17 protein-coding genes are annotated in these 18,317 nt (G+C 66.0%); 4 read left to right on the top strand and 13 right to left on the bottom strand.

The features are described from left to right. Positions 1–62: 62 nt before the first annotated feature. The gene (locus tag ABIC76_RS10525) at positions 63–251 is read right to left on the bottom strand and encodes a hypothetical protein (protein ID WP_147218045.1); all 189 of its coding nucleotides are present in this window, start codon (positions 249–251) and stop codon (positions 63–65) included. 61 nt (positions 252–312) lie between these two features. After that, the gene (locus ABIC76_RS10520) at positions 313–783 is read right to left on the bottom strand and encodes a PRC-barrel domain-containing protein (protein ID WP_354533918.1); all 471 of its coding nucleotides are present in this window, start codon (positions 781–783) and stop codon (positions 313–315) included. A 199-nt stretch (positions 784–982) separates the two neighbouring features. On the opposite strand from ABIC76_RS10520, the gene ABIC76_RS10515 reads away from it, so the two are divergent. Together ABIC76_RS10515 and ABIC76_RS10510 are read left to right on the top strand one after the other, a co-directional pair. After that, complete coding sequence (locus tag ABIC76_RS10515; protein ID WP_354533917.1) at positions 983–1,459, top strand: hemerythrin domain-containing protein; 477 nt, start codon at positions 983–985, stop codon at positions 1,457–1,459. Positions 1,460–1,489: 30 nt separating this feature from the next. Beyond that, positions 1,490–3,286, top strand: a complete 1,797-nt coding sequence (locus tag ABIC76_RS10510) for a thiamine pyrophosphate-requiring protein (RefSeq protein WP_354533916.1) — start codon at positions 1,490–1,492, stop codon at positions 3,284–3,286. Positions 3,287–3,308: 22 nt separating this feature from the next. On the opposite strand, the gene rtcA is transcribed toward ABIC76_RS10510, so the two are convergent. From rtcA to ABIC76_RS10490, 4 genes are all read right to left on the bottom strand, one after another. Next, entirely contained in the window at positions 3,309–4,370 is a 1,062-nt protein-coding gene (rtcA, locus tag ABIC76_RS10505; RefSeq protein WP_354533915.1) for an RNA 3'-terminal phosphate cyclase, read from the bottom strand. A gap of 90 nt (positions 4,371–4,460) precedes the next feature. Continuing rightward, a complete protein-coding gene (locus ABIC76_RS10500; RefSeq protein WP_354533914.1) occupies positions 4,461–4,976 on the bottom strand; it encodes a hypothetical protein in 516 nt (171 codons plus the stop codon). Between the two features lie 11 nt (positions 4,977–4,987). Beyond that, positions 4,988–6,202, bottom strand: a complete 1,215-nt coding sequence (locus ABIC76_RS10495; protein WP_354533913.1) for an RtcB family protein — start codon at positions 6,200–6,202, stop codon at positions 4,988–4,990. After that, positions 6,199–6,612 (bottom strand): zinc-ribbon domain-containing protein, encoded by a 414-nt coding sequence (locus tag ABIC76_RS10490; protein ID WP_354533912.1) that lies wholly within the window; start codon positions 6,610–6,612, stop codon positions 6,199–6,201. The genes ABIC76_RS10495 and ABIC76_RS10490 overlap by 4 nt, the downstream gene beginning before the upstream one ends. A gap of 194 nt (positions 6,613–6,806) precedes the next feature. Between ABIC76_RS10490 and rtcR the strand changes: the two genes are divergently transcribed. Both rtcR and ABIC76_RS10480 read left to right on the top strand, forming a co-directional pair. Next, positions 6,807–8,405: an RNA repair transcriptional activator RtcR gene (rtcR, locus tag ABIC76_RS10485; protein WP_354533911.1), complete on the top strand. Its 1,599-nt coding sequence runs from the start codon at positions 6,807–6,809 to the stop codon at positions 8,403–8,405. A gap of 56 nt (positions 8,406–8,461) precedes the next feature. After that, a complete protein-coding gene (locus ABIC76_RS10480) occupies positions 8,462–9,376 on the top strand; it encodes a LysR family transcriptional regulator (RefSeq protein ID WP_102064296.1) in 915 nt (304 codons plus the stop codon). A gap of 1 nt (position 9,377) precedes the next feature. On the opposite strand, the gene ABIC76_RS10475 is transcribed toward ABIC76_RS10480, so the two are convergent. The 7 genes from ABIC76_RS10475 to ttcA form a co-directional block, all read right to left on the bottom strand. Next, entirely contained in the window at positions 9,378–10,391 is a 1,014-nt protein-coding gene (locus ABIC76_RS10475) for a zinc-binding alcohol dehydrogenase family protein (RefSeq protein ID WP_354533910.1), read from the bottom strand. Between the two features lie 114 nt (positions 10,392–10,505). Beyond that, the gene (locus ABIC76_RS10470; RefSeq protein WP_354533909.1) at positions 10,506–11,426 is read right to left on the bottom strand and encodes a patatin-like phospholipase family protein; all 921 of its coding nucleotides are present in this window, start codon (positions 11,424–11,426) and stop codon (positions 10,506–10,508) included. A 101-nt stretch (positions 11,427–11,527) separates the two neighbouring features. Continuing rightward, on the bottom strand, positions 11,528–11,800 hold the full coding sequence (locus tag ABIC76_RS10465; RefSeq protein WP_354533908.1) for a DUF1145 domain-containing protein: 273 nt from the start codon (positions 11,798–11,800) through the stop codon (positions 11,528–11,530). A gap of 127 nt (positions 11,801–11,927) precedes the next feature. Then, positions 11,928–13,394, bottom strand: a complete 1,467-nt coding sequence (locus ABIC76_RS10460; protein ID WP_354533907.1) for an FAD-dependent monooxygenase — start codon at positions 13,392–13,394, stop codon at positions 11,928–11,930. A 260-nt stretch (positions 13,395–13,654) separates the two neighbouring features. Then, positions 13,655–15,493, bottom strand: coding sequence for a glutamine--fructose-6-phosphate transaminase (isomerizing) (gene glmS, locus ABIC76_RS10455; protein WP_354533906.1), 1,839 nt, complete (start codon positions 15,491–15,493; stop codon positions 13,655–13,657). 116 nt (positions 15,494–15,609) lie between these two features. Then, positions 15,610–16,977: a bifunctional UDP-N-acetylglucosamine diphosphorylase/glucosamine-1-phosphate N-acetyltransferase GlmU gene (gene glmU / locus ABIC76_RS10450; protein ID WP_354533905.1), complete on the bottom strand. Its 1,368-nt coding sequence runs from the start codon at positions 16,975–16,977 to the stop codon at positions 15,610–15,612. A 338-nt stretch (positions 16,978–17,315) separates the two neighbouring features. Next, a complete protein-coding gene (gene ttcA / locus ABIC76_RS10445; RefSeq protein WP_027678562.1) occupies positions 17,316–18,263 on the bottom strand; it encodes a tRNA 2-thiocytidine(32) synthetase TtcA in 948 nt (315 codons plus the stop codon). Between the last annotated feature and the right edge of the window lie 54 nt (positions 18,264–18,317).

Raw genomic sequence — 18,317 nt, 5'->3', positions numbered from 1 at the left:
CGCACGCATCAAAAAAGCCCGCATGCCAAAGGCGATGCGGGCGCGGCGGTACCGGCTAACGGCTACCGGTGATTGCCGTTGTGGGTGCGCTTGTCCTGGTGTGCGTTGCCGTTCTTGTCCTTCTCGACAACGCGCGTGATGCCACCCGTGGCGGGCGGGTCACTGGCCGGGAAGGTGTCTTCCACCGCCTTTTCTACCAGTTCCTCACGCTTTTCTGCGTGCGGATGCTTCTCTTTCTTACCTTTCTCCATGGCGCCCTCCTGTTTCAAGCGTGGTTGACGACACGCAAGCGAACAGCGTGCCTGAGCGCGCTCAATACTCTTCCCAGTACGGACGCGAGCCGTAGTACTCATGCACGGACTGCGCCCAGGTCGGATCGGCCATCGTGGGCCAGCTGTCCTTGTCGAAACCCGGGGCCGCTTCAAGGCGATCCTTGTTGGCGTCGAGCACGAAGCACTTGCGGTCGACGTCGAGCGACATGGCACTCCACGGCACCGCAAACAGCTTGTCGCCGATGCCCAGGAAGCCGCCCACCGACATGACCGCATAGGCGATCCGGCCGCGCTGCACGTCGAGCATGATGTCGGTGATCTTGCCGAGATCCTCCCCATTGAGGTTGACGACGCGATCGCCTTCCAGCGTATCTGCGGCCATCAGTTCCGGGCCCGGACCGGCTGAATCCGTATCGGCGCGCCCGATGATGCGCATCCGGATGCCAGCGGTGGTTCCCACACCGGTGGCCGTACCGGTGCCCAGCGTGGTGCCCGTTGTCGTGGTTTGCATAGCAGTTACCTCCCATCAATCAGTTGACGTTCAGGATGATGTGCGGCGGCCGCGCAAGTCTGCGGCGGCCGTCGCACGTAACCACCTGTGTCAGCACGAAGCTTGCCTGCGCCACATCCCCCGCAAAGGCGCGGCCGCGGCATGCCGCTTGCTCGATGGTTCGGCGGACGCAAACAACAACCCCTGACCGGAGAGCCCCATGAACAAAGCCGAAATCCCTGTGGCGCAACGCGCCGTGCTGTCGATGCTGCTGGACGATCACCGCGAGGTGAAGAAACTGTTCAAGACGTTCCAGCAGGAGAAAGACAAAGCCGCCGGCGAGCAAATCGTGCGCGAAGCGTGTGAAAAGTTGACCGTCCACACGCAGCTTGAAGAAGAGGTGTTCTATCCGTTCGTGCGCGACAACGGCGGCGAAGCCTTCAAGGACCTCGTCGACGAAGCCGTGGTGGAACACGCCACCGCGAAGGACCTGATCAAGCAGCTGAGCGGCATGCAGGCGGGCGATGACCTGTTCGCCGCCAAGTTCACCGTGCTGGCCGAGTACGTCTCGCACCACGTCGAAGAGGAAGAGACCGAACTCTTTCCCAAGCTCATCCGCCAGCACGTGGACCTGACGCCGCTGCAGGAACCCATGACCACGCGCAAGGAAGCACTGCTCGCCGAGACCGCCAGCTGACGGCCCATCACCCGATACCGGACAGACACCATGCAAGCCACCGTCAGCGATTTCCTCGTCGCCCGCCTGTATGACTGGGGTGTGCGGCGCATCTTTGGCTACCCCGGAGACGGCATCAACGGCATGTTCGGGGCCCTGCAGCGCGCGGGCGGCAAAATCGAGTTCGTGCAGGTGCGGCATGAAGAGATGGCCGCCTTCATGGCCTCGGCGCACGCCAAGTTCACGGGTGAGCTGGGCGTGTGCATGGCAACGTCCGGGCCGGGTGCCACACACCTCATCACGGGGCTGTACGACGCGCGGCTCGACCACATGCCTGTGCTGGCGATCACCGGCCAGCAGGCGCGCACGGCAGTCGGCGGGCATTACCAGCAGGAGGTGGATCTGGCGGCGATGTTCCGCGACGTGGCCGGCGCGTTCGTCCACCAGGCCAGCATGCCGGCGCAGGTGCGGCACCTGCTGGATCGCGCGGTGCGCATCGCCATCGGGCAGCGTCGGGTGACGGCGCTCGTGCTGCCCAACGATCTGCAGGAAATGCCCTACACCGAGCCGCCGCGCGCGCATGGCACGGTGCACTCGGGCGTGGGCTACAGCGCGCCGAGCGTGATCCCGCAAGCGGCCGATCTGGAGCGCGCGGCGGACATCCTCAACAGCGGCCGCCGGGTGGCGATGCTTGTCGGCGCGGGCGCACTCGGGGCCAGCGCAGAAGTGGCGGCCGTGGCGGAAACGCTCGGCGCGGGCGTGGCCAAGGCGCTGCTCGGCAAGGCCGTCCTGCCCGACGAATTGCCCTATGTGACGGGCGCCATCGGCCTGCTCGGCACCGAGCCGAGCTGGGAGCTGATGAGCCACTGCGACACGCTGCTGATGGTCGGATCCGGCTTCCCCTATGCGGAATTCCTGCCCAAGGAAGGCCAGGCGCGCGGTGTGCAGATCGACCTCGACCCCGGCATGCTGGGGCTGCGCTATCCGATGGAGGTCAACCTCGTGGGCGACAGTGCGCAGACGCTGCGTGCGCTGCTGCCGCTGCTGCAGCGCAAGACCGATCGCTACTGGCCGGACCGCATTGCCCGTTGGAATGAAAGCTGGTGGAAGACGCTGGAAGACCGCGCGCTGCAGCCGGCCTACCCCGTCAACCCGCAGCGCGTGTTCTGGGAGTTGTCACCGAAGCTGCCGAGCAACGTGATCGTCACCAGCGATTCCGGCACCTGCGCCAACTGGTATGCGCGCGATCTCAAGTTCAAGCCCGGCATGATGGGCTCGCTCTCGGGCGGCTTGGCATCGATGGGGGCGGCGGTGCCCTACGCGATTGCGGCCAAGTTTGCGCATCCCGATCGCCCTGTCATCGCACTCGTGGGCGACGGCGCCATGCAGATGAACAACATGGCGGAACTCATCACCGTGTCGAAATACTGGAAGCGGTGGAAGTCTCCCAAGTGGATCTGCATGGTGCTCAACAATCAGGATCTGAACGAAGTCACCTGGGAGCAGCGCGTGATGGAAGGCGACCCGAAATTCCCGGCGTCACAGGACATCCCAGACGTGCCGTATCACCGCTTTGCCGAGTTGATCGGCCTGAAGGGCATCTACGTCGACAACCCCGACCAACTGGCCGGCGCGTGGGATGAAGCGCTCGACGCAGACCGCCCCGTGGTGCTGGAAGTGAAGACCGACCCCGATGTACCGCCGCTGCCACCGCACGTCACGCTGCAGCAGGCTCGCAACTTTGCGACGGCCCTGGCGTACGGCGACCCGGACGCGAGCGGCGTGCTGCGCGGGACAGCGCGGCAGGTGCTGTCGGCGCTGTTCCCGGTGCACAAGGACAAGGAGTGACACGGAAGTGGAGCGGGTGCAGTCAGGCCACCTCGACGTGGACGGCGCCGGATGCCAGCGGGCGCACCGCCACCTCCACCGGCAGGAACTTCTCGATCACGCCGATGTTGGTCAGCAGGTGCGATGACGCCGTGACCACCGTGAAAGCACCGGCGCCTGCGAGCGCCATCGGCAGCACCAACTGATCGGCGAGGTATTCGTCGACGGCGGCGGCGCTTTGCAGGTAGCGCTGCGCGGCTCCGGCGACTTCCCTGCCGATCGTCTCCGCCGTCACGCCACGCTCGCCGAAGCCCGTGAACACTTCGGTCACGTGCTCGTGCTCGATGTCCAGGACGAGCGCATTGCCGGGCCCTTCCGCGTTGCCGAGGTCCCGAACCGTGCCTTCGACGCCCGGCACGAGACGGCTCAACGTGTCCAGCTCGCGCCGCGCCACGCTGCCGCGCACGCCGGCAACGATGCCTTCGGCACGCAGCGCCCGTTGCGCACCGCGCTCCGTCAGGTATAGCGGCGTCAACGCGCCAGTGCACGGCGTTACCGTCGCCGCCACCTCGCCGCCGCCCGCGGGATAGAAGCCGTGGCGCTTGAGCGCGAGCGTCTGCGTCACACCCATGCGCGCCACCAGCGGCAGCCATGCCCGGATAAGGAAGTCGACCGGCGGTGCGGCGCGGTTGTGCGTGCCGCCGCTGACCGACACGGTGCTCGGCGCGTCAGCAAACCAAAGCGCTGGAAGGATCGTCTGCAGCACGAGCGTGCAACTGCCGGCCGTGCCGATGGCGAAGCGGTAATCGCCACCACGGATGGCGCCGGGCGCAAACCGCAGCGTCTGCGAGCCTGCTTCTGCGCCCTCTACCGTCGCTCCGCTGATCTGCACGGCGGCCTGCACCGCCGTCAGATGCTGGCGCAGCAAGCCCGGCTTCGAACGCTTGGCGCGGATGTTCTCGATCCGGAATGGCGTGCCGGTCAGCATGGACAGCGTGAGCGCCGTGCGCAGGATCTGCCCGCCCCCTTCACCTTGTGCGCCGTCAAGTTCGATGCAATCGGCGGACTTCGCGTGGTGTGCGTGTCGTTGTAATAGGGTGTTCATGGTTTGTTCTTCTTGTTTTTTATTAGTGTGCGCACATCACCGCCGCATGCGCGTCCGGTCGTACTCGCGTCGCAAGCGTGCTCGTCCGTCTCAATCGGTCGTGCTTGCCGCCAGCACACAGAGCGTGCGGCATCGTGCGTTGTACGCGGTCAGGCACCAGATGCCCCACCATTCCTTTCCGGCATCAAAGTAATCGCACCAGGTACTGCGTTCCGGCTCTTCGTCAGGGTTGCCCACCCAGTCGATGACGTTCAGTCCGTCAGCCGGCAGAAGGCCAAGCAGCTCTGCCCATTCCCGGAACGCCTTGGTTTCGAGCTTCGTGCCGTACGGCGGGTCCAGGAAGGCACGTTCCAACGCGCCACCCTTTTCTGTGAGCGCCCGGACGTCAGACGCGTCGAGCGTCCGGGGACAGGCACGGTCCAGCTGGACGTCCTGCGCGGGCCATCCGAGCTGCGCGAACAGGCTGCCCAGTGCCTGGCGGTGAATCTCAATGCCAGGCGCGTCCGGCCCTTCGACGCGATACAGCACAAAATCAAAAACGCAGCCGGCATGCCCCAAGCGCCGCCGCATCGCCTCCATGTCAGGGCTCTCGACACGCGTCAGCATGGTCGATGCCCTTAACCCTTCACACACACCACCTGGCGCAGCGTGTGGACGATCTCCACCAAGTCCGCCTGCGCAGCCATCACGTGGTCGATGTCCTTGTACGCCATCGGGATCTCGTCGATCACGTCGGCGTCCTTGCGGCACTCCACGTGGGCCGTGGCGCGGATCTGGTCATCGACCGTAAAGCGCTTCTTGGCCTGCGTGCGGCTCATGGTGCGGCCTGCGCCGTGGCTGCACGAACAGAACGCCTCTTCGTTACCGAGCCCGCGCACGATGAAGCTCTTTGCGCCCATCGACCCCGGGATGATCCCAAGCTGCCCCTTCTGTGCCGACACCGCGCCCTTGCGCGTCACCAGCACCTCGCGGCCGAAGTGGGTTTCACGCTGCACATAGTTGTGGTGACAGTTCACCGCTTCCACGTCGGCTGCAAACGGCTTGGTGATGACCTTGCGCGCGGCCGCAATCACGTTCTGCATCATCGTGGCGCGGTTGCGGCGCGCGTAGTCCTGCGCCCAACCGACGGCTTCAACGTAATCGTTGAAGTGTTCGCTGCCTTCTTCGAAGTACGCCAGGTCGCGGTCCGGCAGGTTGGCGATGTGCTGTCGCATATCGGCCTGCGCCAGTTCGATGAACAGGTTGCCGATCGCGTTACCCACGCCGCGCGAACCCGAGTGCAGCATGAACCAGACGCGCTGCTCTTCATCCAGGCAGACCTCGATGAAGTGATTGCCCGTACCGAGCGTTCCCAGGTGCTTGTAGTTGTTGGTGTTCTTCAACTTCGGGTACTTGTCGGTGATGCGCTTGAAGCCATCGGCCAGTTCACCCCACATGGCATCCACGGTTTCCGGCGGCGTGTTCCAGGCCCCCTTGTCGCGCGGGCCCGGCGTACGGCCGTGCGGCACCGCCGCTTCAATGGCGCTGCGCAGGCCGTGCAGGTTGTCCGGCAAATCAGCCGCCGTGAGCGTCGTACGCGCGGCCATCATGCCGCAGCCGATATCCACGCCGACGGCCGCCGGGATGATCGCGCCCTGCGTGGGGATCACGCTGCCGATGGTCGAACCCTTACCCAAATGCACATCCGGCATCACCGCCAGGTGCTTGAAGATGAACGGCATCTTGGCCGTATTCATCAACTGCTTGCGGGCGTCGTCTTCCACCGGCACGCCGTTGGTCCACAGCTTGATGTCGGCGCCGTTGTCGACGTGGAGGGTGTTGTAGCTGCTCATGATCCGTTGCTTCCTTTGTTGTTGTCGTTGTTCTTCTTGCTGATCGTGCGTCCGCTGCGTCGCGCCACTCGGCACGGTTTGCAGCGGATGGCGATCGAGTCGATATAGCCCTTGGCGGTTTCATACCACCATTTCTGCTGTGCGGCGGTCCAGACCTCGTGCTTTCCGCAATCGACGCAGGCGTACCACTGATCGACGTAGTAACCGTGTTGTGCGAAGCGGGGCAGACCGGATCCCCAGCTGTTGTGCGGCGCCAGTTGCGACACATCCACCGGCAAGCTACCCCGCGGTGGAGGCGGAGCTGGAGCAGGCACCGGCGCTCGTGCCCGCAGGCAGGCAATCTTTGCCTGTTCTCGCCGCTCGTGGCGCCGCGCCATGATGGCGGCGCGCTTCTGTTTACCGCTGATCATGCTGCGCTCCTGCTGAGTTGGACACATCCTCTAGTGCAATGGGTATGCCAGGTCACTTCCCCTGGAACAGCCAACCTCGCAACACATTGATTTCATTGGGTTTCCACGCATCCAACGCAGATGTAGGCACGCGAAACTTCCCGAAATATCGATCTATCGATATATTGGTTTATCTTTTTGGATAAACACGCGGGATGCGCAAAAACGTCGCCATCGGTTTCGTCGGTACCACGCTCGACTACGTGGGCAAGGGCGCACAGCGCTGGGAACGGTGGCGGCCGACCGTCGGCCTGTGCCAGCAGGACGACCTCGTCATCCACCGCCTGGAGCTGCTGCACGATGCCCGCAGCCGCGGCCTGTTCGAACGGCTGCGCGCGGACATCGCGTCCGTATCGCCCGAGACGGAGGTGCGCAGCGTCGAAGTCACGCTACGCGACCCGTGGGACTTCGAAGAGGTCTACAGCACGCTGCACGACTTCACCCGCAGCTATGCCTTCGACACCGAGGCCGAGGACTACCTCATCCACATCACCACGGGCACGCACGTCGCGCAGATCTGCTGGTTCCTGCTGGCCGAGGCGCGCTACCTGCCGGCGCAGCTCATCCAGACCGCACCGCCGCGCAAGAAGGAACTCGGCAACACGGCCGGCAGCTACAGCGTCATCGACCTGGACCTCTCGCGCTACGACAAGATCGCCACGCGTTTCGCACGCGAGCGCGAAGACACGGTGTCGCTGCTGAAGTCCGGCATTGCCACGCGCAACCCGGCGTTCAACCGGATGATTGAGCAGATCGAGCGCGTGGCCTCGCGTTCCAAGTCGCCAATGCTGCTGTTCGGGCCGACAGGCGCCGGCAAGTCGTTCCTCGCGCGGCGGGTGTACGAGATGAAGAAGGCGCGGCACCAGCTAGCAGGCCGCTTCGTCGAAGTGAACTGCGCCACGCTGCGCGGCGACAGCGCCATGTCGGCGCTCTTCGGCCACGTGAAAGGCGCCTTCACCGGCGCACAGACCGAGCGCGCGGGCCTGCTGCGCAGTGCGGACGGCGGCCTGCTTTTCCTCGACGAGATTGGCGAACTCGGCCTGGACGAACAAGCCATGCTGCTCAAGGCCATCGAAGAGAAGCGCTTCCTGCCGTTCGGCAGCGACCGCGAAGTCGAAAGCGATTTCCAGCTCATCGCGGGCACCGTGCGCGACCTGCGGCAGTGGGTGGCCGAGGGGCGCTTTCGCGAAGACTTATACGCGCGGATCAATCTGTGGACCTTCGACCTGCCGGGCCTGGCCGATCGCCCCGAAGACCTGGAACCGAACCTTGATTTCGAACTGGCCCGTTTTGCGCGCGAGCACGGCGAGCAAGTGCGCTTCCATACCGAGGCGCGCCGCATCTATCTGAAGTTCGTCACTTCGCCGCAGGCGCGCTGGACGGGCAACTTCCGCGAGCTGTCGGCCAGCGTCACGCGGCTGGCAACGCTGGCCGAAGGCGGACGCATTACCGAAGCCGATGTCGCCGACGAAATCGCCCGTCTGCAACGCACGTGGGCCGCGCCGGATCCGGCAGGCAAAGGCGACCGCCTTGCCAACTTGATCGGCGACGCGGCGGCATCGATCGACCTGTTCGACCGCATGCAGCTGGAAAACGTGATTGCCGTGTGCCGCGAATCGGCATCGCTGTCGGACGCCGGGCGCCGGCTCTTCGACGTGTCGCGCATAGAGAAGGCCAAGGTGAATGACGCCGACCGTCTGCGCAAATACCTCGCACGGTTCGGACTGGATTGGGCGACCGTGCGCGCCGGCTAGGCGCTCGGTAAGATGCCGTCCATCCTTCGACGCCTTCGCACTCGACCCCACACGCCATGATCCGCCTGGACGACCTCGCCATCCTCGTGCTGGCCGTGGACAACGGCAGCCTGTCGGCGGCTGCACGCGTGTTGAACATTGCACCCGCGGCAGCAAGCGCGGCCATCAAGCGGTTGGAAGCGGAACTCGGCGTGCGGCTGCTGGCGCGGTCCACGCGCAGCCTGGCGCTCACACAGGAAGGCGAGCGCTACCTGCAACACGCGCGCCGTGCGCTGGCGGATCTGCAGGCCGGGCAGGACGCGCTCGCGCTCGGGCGCCAAGCCATCGGCGGCGATGTGTCGCTGTCGATTCCGTCAGACCTCGGCCGCAACGTGCTCACCGGCTGGCTCGACGACTTCCTCACCGAGCACCCAGCGGTGGCGCTTCAAGTGCGCATCGGCGATCGGCTGGTCGACATGTTCCGGCAGCGCGTCGATGTCGCGGTGCGCTATGGCGAGCCCGAGGATTCATCGCTCGTGGCGCTGCCGCTGGCGCCGGACAACCGCCGCGTGCTGTGCGCGGCGCCGGCCTACTTTGCGCGGCATGGCGTGCCGAAGACCCCCGACGATCTGCGTCAGCACAACTGTCTGCTGCTGGCCCTGTCCGACACCACGCACGACCAGTGGACCTTTCACGGTGCGAGCGGCGACGGTCAGGCGCACGTTGTACGTGTCACCGGCAACCGCATCGCAGACGACGGCGAACTCGTGCGCCGCTGGGCGGTTGCGGGGCATGGCATCGCTTACAAGTCGCGGCTGGACGTCCTGGCCGATCTGCGCGCCGGCCGGCTGCAAGCCGCGCTGACCGACTGGCGCGGCGAGGCGGCGCCGCTGCATTTGATCTGCACGCACCGCCTCACGCTGTCGCCCACGCTGATGCGGCTGCGCGACTTCCTGCAAGACCGCATCGCCGGTTATCTGGCAGACGCCTGAGTCAAAACCCTTCCAGCACGATCTTGCCGCGCGCCTGATTGCTTTCGATCAGGGCATGCGCGCGCTTGAGGTTGGCGGCATTGATCGTGCCGAAGTGCTCGTTCATCGTGGAGCGCAACGTGCCTTCGTCGATGAGCGCGGCCACGCGATTGAGCAGGCGGTGCTGCTCGATCTGGTCGTCCGTGCTGAACATGGAGCGCGTGTACATGAACTCCCAGTGCAGCGACAGGCTCTTCGCCTTGAGCTTGCGCACGTCGAGCTGCGCCGGGTCGTCGATCAAGGCAAGGCGGCCTTGCGGCTTGAGCGCCTCGACGATCTGCTCGAAGTGGTGTTCGGTCTGGTTCAGGCTGGCGACGTAATCCACCGCCGGCACACCAATGCGATGCAGTTCCGCGGCCAGCGGCTGCGCGTGGTTGATCACATGGTGGGCGCCCAGCTCGCGCACCCAGGCAGCCGTCTCCGGGCGCGAGGCGGTGCCGATGACAGTCAGGCCGGTCAACCGGCGCGCGAGCTGCACCAGCACCGACCCCACACCGCCCGCCGCGCCGACGATCAACAACGTCTTGCCGCTGGGCGCCGCAGACTCCGGCACCTGCAGCCGGTCGAAGAGCAATTCCCAGGCGGTGATGGCGGTGAGCGGCAGCGCCGCTGCCTGCGCAAACCCGAGCGTGGCGGGCATCGCGCCGACCACGCGTTCGTCCACGACATGCAGCTCGCTGTTGGTGCCCGGGCGCTGCAGGGCACCGGCATACCAGACCGCATCGCCCGGCTTGAAGAGCGACACCTCGGCGCCGACAGCGCGCACCACGCCGGCAGCATCCCAGCCCAGCACGCGGGGTTGTCCATCCACGGGTGGCATGCCCGCGCGCACTTTCACATCGACCGGGTTGACGGAGATGGCGCGCACTTCCACGAGCAGATCGCGCGGGCCCGGCGTGGGTTCGGGCAAGGTCAGGTCGACGAGCGCTTCGGGGGCGTCGATGGGCAGGCTTTGGTAGTAGGCAACGGCTTTCATGGCGGACATTCCAGTGAATTGGATAGCCGCATCATGGGCGCGCACTGCTGGCGGAAACAGACGCGCGGCGCAGATTCAGTTTCAACGCGGGACAGAAAATCGCACCCTGCCCCATCAAGCTGCATGCACGCCGTGGAGGTCTGCGTTGCAGTTCGGGTGATCTTCGTTGTGGTCGTGCTCACGCAGCGCGCCCGGGATGCCGGTGGCCGCCAGACCATCGGCTGCAAGCCATGCCGCCGTGGCGGCAGCAGCGCGGTCGATCAATTCGCCGCAGCGGGCGTAGTCGTAGGGCGACACGTCGAGCGGGCACAACGGCGGCACGACGGTAATGGGCACCTGCCCCGCCCAGCGCTCCAGGTCTTGCACAAGCTGACGCGCGACCAGCAGCGACAAGGCGTTCAGCGCGTGCTCGATGGCGCTGCGCGGGGCGCGGCGGTCCGCACACGCAAACCCTGCCGGCAGTACGACGACGCGCGTGGCGCCCAGCCGGATGGCCGCGGAGATCGGCGTGTTGTTGGCGACACCGCCGTCGATCAAGAGCCGGTCGCCAATACGCACGGGCGGAAACACGCCTGGAATGGCGGCGCTGGCCAGCACGGCCGGCACGATGGCGCCAGACGACAGCACCACCTCGGCGCCGGTGCGCATGTCGGTGGCCACCACATGCAGCGGCAGCGTGGCCGCCTCCAGCGGGGTCTGCGCAAAATGCCGCGCCAGCAGGCGCTGCAGGCCCGATGCATCGACAAGGTGCTCCCGTCGGCCGCCCAGGATGCCGAGCATGCTGAACATCGCCCGCCAGGACCACGGCATCACGTCGGCGCGCCGCACGCCGCGCCACAGCGCCTCGAGCTGCGCCGTGCCCGCGGCGTGGGGGTTGCACGCAAAAAAGGCAGCGTTGATGGCGCCAGCCGAGGCGCCCACCACCATGTCGGGCACCACACCGGAGGCCACCAGCTCGCGCAGCATGCCGGCCTCGATGGCGCCGAGGCTGCCGCCACCGGCAAAGACAAACGCCGTTCGTTCCACTCTGTCCATGATCGATGCCGCGTTGCAGCAAGGAGTCCCGAGGGGTCAATCCAGGGACGACTGGAACTAGAGTAGGTCTGCCCCGCCGATGCGGCTAGTTAGTTGGCCGATCAGCGAGCTTGCCGTGCGGCGTCCGCCAGCGGCTTCCAGTGCAGAAAGCCGAACAGCAACGTCAGCAGCACGCTGTCGAACAACGGGCCCTTGTGCAGCGCCACCTTGCGAAAGCACAGCACCACTTCCAGCAGGTGCGCGGCCAGCAACACCAGCGCCATGATGCGCAACCAGCCGATGGCGTCGGCCGACAGCGGCAGGGGCGTGGCATAGCTGGCCAGCGCGAGGCCATACACGGCGAGCAGGACGATCTTGCTGAGGACGTTGAACATGCCAGGACTCCAGAGGGACGGTGATTCCGATGCCATGCAGCATACCGGCCACCGTTGCCCCTCCGGCCGCTTCAAACACCTGGATAGACGCCGCCCTCCACCCGGCTGTCTCTGCCGGCGGGCGGCGTCAGGCCGTCGCCGTGCCGAACCACCGCTGCAACGCCGTCTGCAACCCTTCGGTCGTTCCGTCACCGACCCACGCCACGTGGCCGTCGGGGCGGACCAGCACAGCGGACGGCGCGGGCACCGTGCCCATCACCGGCAGCGTCCAGGCGCCTGCGTAGCGGGCGTCCACTCGCCGCACGCGATCGACCCATGGCGCGATGTCGATGGCGTCCGCCGGGCCGAAGTTGATGAGCACCGCGCCGGCCGCGTGCAACAGCTGGAAGACGCGCACGGGGCCCTTAGCGGTGTCCAGGTCGAGATCGGGCATGCGGCGGCCGAGCAGCGGATGGCCTTCACCAAAGTCGTAGCGAATGTCGAGCGCGGAAACCATCCCGACGAGCCGCCTGCGCGGTTCCTCCATGCGAAACAGCTCCGAGGTGATCTCGCTCAGCGCCTTGGACCGCTCGTCCTGGCGAAGCAGCACCACCTGCGCCAGCGTATTGCGCAACGTGCGCGCGGCAACGGGATGGCGTTCCGCGTGATAGCTGTCGAGCAGACTGTCGGGCGCCGTCCGTTTGATGACGGCGGCGAGCTTCCAGCCCAGGTTCACCGCATCCTGCATGCCCATGTTCAGGCCCTGGCCGCCCATGGGCGGATGCACGTGCGCGGCGTCGCCTGCCAGCAGCACCCGTTGGTCGCGGTAGGCCACGGCCTGGCGGGCCATATCGGAAAACCGCGAGATCCAGTTCGGCCGATGCGCACCAAAGTCGGTGCCATAGACGGCGATCAGCGCCTCGCTCAGGTCGGCCAGCGTGGGCGCATTGTCGGTGCCGAGTTGTCGCTCGGTCAGCACCACGCGGACGCACTTGCCATCTTCCATGGGCGCGACAGCGTGCCGGCCGATGGCGTCGTATTTGAAGCCAAAGGGGGGCGGCGGCTGCGTGGTGTGTACCTCGGCGATGAGCCAACTGGTCGTGGCGTCCCAGCCTGCAAACTCGATGCCGGCGGCCTTGCGGACAGCGCTGCGCCCGCCATCGCAGCCCACGAGGTATTGCGCCCGCAGCACCTTGCCGTCGGACAGCGTGACGTCGACTCCGCTGCCGTCTTGCGTGAAGCCGGTCACTTCCCGCGCGCGGTAGAACGGCACGCCAAGCTCGCCGACCCACTGCGCGAGGAGTCGCTCGGTGTGGTGCTGCCACAGGCCGAGCACATAGTTGTGGCGGGTGGGAAAGTCGCTGATGTCCAGCGGGTTCTCGCCAAAATGCACGACCGGATAGGTCTTGCCCTGCGAGACAAAGCGCTCGGCCACGCCACGCTGGTCGAGCACTTCGACGGAGCGCGCGTGCAAGCCCAGTGCGCGCACGCCCACCACATCCTGGTTGGCGCGGCGCTCGACAATGGCGACGTCAATGCCGGCCAGGGTCAGCTCGGCCGCGAGCATGAGCCCCGTCGGCCCACCGCCGGCAATCACCACGGCATGCCCGCTCATTTCGCACCTCCGGCTCGCATCACCACGGCCCTGCCCTGCGCTCCAAACGTCGATGGCATCACACGCATGTCTCACCCTCCTTTCGGTCGGTTTCAAGATTGGGGGGCGATGCTACTGCGGCCGCCGGGGCTTCCCGCAACCCCCGGGGGCCGCGGTATACTTGAGGCAACGGTGGAGCGAATGCTTGTCTGGCGAAGCGCACACCACGAAAAAAGGCCGTCCCGAAGGACGGCCTTTTCTGTTTCTGCGCCTGCCGAAACTTATTCGACAGTCACCGATTTCGCCAGGTTACGCGGCTTGTCGACGTCGGTGCCGCGCGCCAGTGCCGTGTGATACGCCAGCAGCTGCAGCGGCACCACATGCAGGATCGGAGAGAGCTGGCCGTAGTGCTCCGGCATGCGGATCACCTGGATGCCGTCGCTCGACTGGATATGCGTATCGGCATCGGCAAACACGTACAGCTTGCCGCCGCGCGCGCGCACTTCCTGGATGTTCGACTTGAGCTTTTCCAGCAGCGCGTCGTTCGGGGCCACGGTCACGACCGGCATCTGCTCGGTCACCAGGGCCAGCGGGCCGTGCTTGAGTTCGCCGGCCGGATAGGCCTCCGCGTGGATGTACGAGATTTCCTTGAGCTTGAGCGCGCCTTCCAGGGCGATGGGGTAATGCAGACCGCGGCCGAGGAACAGTGCGTTTTCGCGGCGGGCAAATTCGTCCGACCACGCGATGATCTGCGGCTCAAGCGCCAGCACCGCGTTGAGCGCCGACGGCAGGTGACGCAGATGGCGCAGCGCGTCTTCTTCCTGCTCGGTGTTCAGATGGCCGCGCAGCTTGGCGAACGTCAGCGCCAGCATGTACAGCGCGGCCAGCTGCGTGGTGAATGCCTTGGTGGACGCCACGCCGATCTCAGTGCCGGCGCGCGTGAGGAACTTGAGCTGCGTCTCGCGCACCATGGCGCTGGTCGCCACGTTGCAGATGGCGAGCGTATGCGTGTGGCCCAGTTCGCGTGCGTGGCGCAGTGCGGCCAGCGTGTCGGCGGTCTCACCCGATTGCGAGATCACGACGACGAGCGCGTTGGGGTTGGGCACCGTCTCGCGGTAGCGGTACTCGCTGGCAACCTCGACCTGCGTCGGGATCTTGGCGATCGATTCCAGCCAGTACTTGGCCGTGCAGCCCGAGTAGTAGCTCGTGCCGCAAGCCAGGATCAGCACGCTGTCGACCTTGGGCAGCACCTGAGCCGCCTCGGGGCCGAACAGGTCAGGCGCAAAGCCTTGCACGCCTTCCAGCGTGTCGCCCAGGGCGCGCGGCTGCTCGAAGATTTCCTTCTGCATGAAGTGGCGGAAGGGGCCAAGTTCGACGGCGGCGGCGTAGGTGCCGACTTCCTTCACTTCACGCTCGACGATCTTGTCGTGTGCATCGGCCACGGTGAAGCCCTCTCGGGTGATCTCCACCACGTCGCCCTCTTCCAGATAGGCCATGCGGCTGGCGGTGCCAGCCACAGCCAGCGCGTCGGAGGCGAGGAACGATTCGTTCTCGCCGAGCGCCACCACGAGCGGCGAGCCGGCGCGCGCGCCTACCACCACGTCGGGGTTGTCGCGTGCAAACACGGCAATCGCATAGGCGCCGTGCAGGCGCTTGACCGACGCACGCACCGAGGCGAACAGGTCGCCGCGCGTGGCGCTGCTCGGGTACGTGTAGGCCTGGTGGATCAGGTGCGCGACGACTTCCGTATCGGTCTGCGATTCAAAGCCGTAGCCGACGGCCTTGAGTTCGTCGCGCAGCGCTTCGTAGTTTTCGATGATGCCGTTGTGCACCAGGGCGATGGTGTCGCCCGAGAAGTGCGGGTGCGCGTTGACGGTATCCGGCCGGCCATGCGTGGCCCAGCGGGTGTGCGCGATGCCGATGGCGCCATCGAGGTGGCTGGTCTGTGCCTGGGCATCGAGATCGGCCACGCGCGATACGGTGCGCGCGCGCTCGAGCTGTCCGTCACGCTGTACGGCGACGCCGCATGAGTCATAGCCGCGGTATTCCAGGCGACGCAGGCCTTCGATCAGGACGGGAACGATATTGCGCGTGGAAACCGCGCCAACGATACCGCACATGTTGATTTCTCCAGTTGGGGTGCGGCCGCACGCTCAATGTGCGCCGCACTCGGTAATTCAGTATCGATGCTCGTGTGCCGAAGCGGCATCCGCTGTTCGGCGCAGGAGAAACCCTGTCAGCCTTCCTTCTTCTGCTTGACCGGGCGCTGCCAGCTGTCGATGGTGACCTGCCGCGCCCGCGAGACCGTCAGCTTGCCGTCGGGCGCGTCCTTGGTCAGCGTGGTGCCGGCGCCCAGGGTCGCGCCCTTGCCAACGCGCACCGGCGCCACGAGCTGCGTGTCGGAACCGATGAAGGCGTCGTCTTCGATGACGGTGCGGAATTTGTTCGCGCCGTCGTAGTTGCAGGTGATGGTGCCCGCGCCGATGTTGACGCGCGAGCCGACCGTGGCGTCGCCCACGTAGGCCAGGTGATTGGCCTTGCTGTGCGCCGCGATCTGGCTGTTCTTGACCTCGACAAAGTTACCGATGTGCACGTCTTCGGCCAGCTCGGTGCCCGGGCGCAGCCGCGCGTACGGGCCGATGCGCGAGTCGGCGCCCACCTTGGCGCGCTCGATGTGGCAGAACGGCAGAATCTCGGCGCCGGCCTCGATGGCGGCATCGCGGATCACCGCATTGGCGCCGATGCGCACGCCGTCAGCCAGCGTGACATCGCCCTCGAAGACGCAGTTGACGTCGATCACCACGTCGCGGCCGCAGGTGAGCTGGCCGCGCACGTCGATGCGCGCCGGGTCGACGAGCGTCACGCCATCTTCCAGCAGTTGCTGCGCGATGTTGCGCTGGTGAATGCGCTCCAGCTCCGCCAACTGCACCTTGCTGTTCACGCCCAGCGTTTCCCACTCGGCCAGCGGATGGGCGGACGTGATGGGCACGCCTTCGCTGGCGGCACGCTCGATCACGTCGGTCAGGTAGTACTCGCCCTGCGCGTTGTCGTTGGAGAGCGTGGCAAGCCAGCTCTTGAGCTTGGCCGTCGGGCACACGAGGATGCCGGTGTTCACCTCATGGATGGCGAGTTGCGTTTCGTTGGCGTCTTTCTGCTCGACGATGCGCGTGATGCGGCCGGCGGCGTCGCGCACGATGCGGCCGTAGCCGGTCGGGTCGCCCAGATGCACGGTCAGCACGCCCAGGTGGTCGTTGCCGGCGGCGCCCACCAGCGCGCTCAGCGTTTCGGCGCGGGTGAGCGGCACGTCGCCGTAGAGCACCAGGGTGGGCACGCTCTCGTCGAGCTGGTCCACGGCCTGCATGACGGCGTGGCCCGTGCCAAGTTGCTTGTCTTGCGTGGCGAAAGCGATGTCGGGCGCGCCAACCATCTCGCGCACCCGATCGCCGCCATGACCGACAACCACCACCAGCCGCGTCGGCGACAGGGTGCGCGCGGTTTCAATGACGTGCGCCAGCAGCGATTTGCCGGCCAGGGGGTGCAGCACTTTCGGCAGGGCGGAGCGCATGCGTTTGCCCATGCCTGCAGCCAGGATGACGATATTCACAAGGAGGTTCCTAGAGTGACTCGAAGCGATAGCCTGCGACGGGTTGCCGGCACCGGGATTGGCTGCCTGAAACCCACCGCCCGCCACCTCCCCTCAGGATGGCCGGACCGCCTGCAAACCCTTCTGCGGGGCGCTTTTGCGGCGTATAAGACACAGATGGAAAAATTCTAGCATGGGGCCCACCCTCCCCCTGAACCGGTCAAACGGTGGAATTGTTGCAATCGCGCCATGACCGAGACGGGTAGCCCGCTGGCCGGTCGGGCGGATGGCGGACGTCCGGCATGGCGCGCGGTGCGCATGTGTGAAGCGTGTGCCACCCCGTGTGGAGCGGGTGGCGCTCAGCTTGCCGCGGCCTCCCCGGGCACGGCTTGCTCGGCGGGCTTGTCGCCTGGTTTGCGCTCAAACCGCACGAACTCGATGCGGTCGTCGTGCGAGCCGGCAAACACCAGCGGGGCCTGGTCGTAGGCAGTCTGGCCGAACAGCGCGTCTTCGCCGATCTTTGCCAGGCCCGTGGTCAGCCCGTTGAAGTCGAACAGATCGGTATCGGCCAGGTGCGACGGCACGACGTTCTGCAGCGAAGCGAAGATGTTGTCGATGCGGCCCGGCGTCTGGCGCTCCCACTCCAGCAGCATCTCCTTGACCTTCTTGCGCTGCAGGTTTTCCTGCGAGCCGCAGAGGTTGCACGGGATGATCGGGAATTCCATCGCGCGAGCGTAGGAGGCGATGTCCTTTTCCGCGCAATAGGCGAGCGGCCGGATGACGATGTGGTCGCCGTTGTCGGTGGCCAGCTTGGGCGGCATCGACTTCATCTTGCCGCCGAAGAACATGTTCAGGAAGAACGTGTTGACGATGTCGTCGCGGTGATGGCCCAGCGCGATCTTGTTGGCGCCCAGCTCCTTGGCCGTGCGGTAGATCACGCCGCGGCGCAGGCGCGAGCACAGCGAGCACGTCGTCTTGCCCTCGGGCACCTTCTCCTTGACGATCGAATAGGTGTCCGCCTCGACGATCACATATTCCACGCCCAGCTTCTTCAGGTAGTTGGGCAGCACCTCTTCCGGAAAGCCGGGCTGCTTCTGGTCGAGGTTCATCGCAATCAGCTTGAAGTCGACCGGCGCGCGCTTCTGCAGCGCCATCAGCACCGACAGCATCGTGTACGAATCCTTGCCGCCAGACAGGCACACGAGGATGGTGTCGCCGTCTTCGATCATCTTGAAGTCGCCGATGGCGCGGCCAACCTGCGACTGCAGACGGGTTTCGAGGCGGTGGAAATTATTGGAAAACGTCATGGCATATCGACCCCGCCAGCGCTGAATAATGGCCGGACGGGCGTCAAATTGTGA

The sequence above is a fragment of the Ralstonia sp. 1138 genome, assembly GCF_040544795.1.
Classification (GTDB): Bacteria; Pseudomonadota; Gammaproteobacteria; order Burkholderiales; family Burkholderiaceae; genus Ralstonia; species Ralstonia flatus.
Note: the sequence above shows the minus strand (reverse complement) of the source record. Positions and strands in the feature narration are given on the sequence as shown.